Source organism: Dryocola clanedunensis, from assembly GCF_038405435.1.
Taxonomy (GTDB): Bacteria; Pseudomonadota; Gammaproteobacteria; order Enterobacterales; family Enterobacteriaceae; genus Dryocola; species Dryocola clanedunensis_A.
This window is the reverse complement of the sequence record NZ_JBBYHZ010000041.1, coordinates 1-1,073: the sequence shown is the minus strand read 5'-3', so window position 1 is coordinate 1,073 and position 1,073 is coordinate 1. Positions and strand designations below refer to the sequence as shown.

The following is a 1,073-nucleotide window of genomic DNA, read 5'->3' as shown; positions in this document are numbered from 1 at the left end:
CGCTGATCTTCGCCCGGCAGAAGCTGCAGGTGCTGGCCGAACTGCCGCAGCTGGATGCTGCCGACCGCATCACCCCGATCCTCGCCGCCCTGCAGGGGCAGCAACGCTTCGGCGACATGTGGGTCGAACATCCGGACTCGGACGAAGGCAAGCCGCTGGCCGGCCTGGCCCGCGCGTTCGGCAATGCGCTGCGCCCGGCGCTGCGCAAGGCCGGCCTGCTGACCGACAAGCCTAACACCGGCCTGCCGCGCCTGCACATCGTGTTCGTGGATGGCCGTCATGCCTTCGTGTGCGTGGCCGACACCCGCGACAGCGCGCCCTGGCCGCTGGGCATTCCACGCCTGAAGCTGCTGCCCGACGCGCCCTCGCGCTCGGCGCTGAAGCTCGATGAAGCCCTGCTCACCCTGATGACACCGGAAGAGCGCGAACTGCTGGTCAAGCCGGGCATGCGCGCGGCCGACCTGGGCGCTGCACCGGGCGGCTGGACCTGGGTATTGACCCGCCAGCACCTGAAGGTGATCAGCGTGGACAACGGCCCGCTGCGCGAGCACGTGCTGGAAACCGGGCTGGTTGAGCATCTGCGCGCCGATGGCTTCCATTGGCAGCCGGAGACCCCGCTGGACTGGATGGTCTGCGACATGGTCGAACAGCCCCGCCGCGTGGCCGAACGCATGGCCACCTGGTTCCGCGAGGGCTGGTGCAAGCATGCGATCTTCAACCTCAAGCTGCCGATGAAAAAGCGCTGGGATGAAACCCGCATGTGCCTGGAGCTGTTCCAGGAACAGGCCGGCAGGCCGCTGCATCTACGCGCCAAGCAGCTGTACCACGACCGCGAAGAAATCACGGTGCTGGCCTCGCCGCTGCGCTGACCCACGCGCACCGCCGGTAGAGCCGGGACATGCCCGGCTGGCCGCGCACCGCGCGGCAATGATCGAAGCACGCGCCGGCCCCCCGGCGTCCCCACGTCACGAACGGAGATTCCATGCGACGCCGATCAAACCTCATCCTGCTGCTGACGCTGCTGCCCACGCTCGCCCTGGCCCAGGTCCGCCCGCCGTCACCGGCGGTCAGCG

Annotated in this window: 1 protein-coding gene; it reads left to right on the top strand. The window is 69.1% G+C overall.

Annotated elements, in window-relative coordinates; translation table 11 throughout:
• Positions 1-869, top strand: an 869-nt coding sequence (gene rlmM / locus AAE045_RS23200) for a 23S rRNA (cytidine(2498)-2'-O)-methyltransferase RlmM (RefSeq protein WP_455549681.1), incomplete at its 5' end; no start/stop codon positions are given.
• Positions 870-1,073 lie beyond the last annotated feature (204 nt).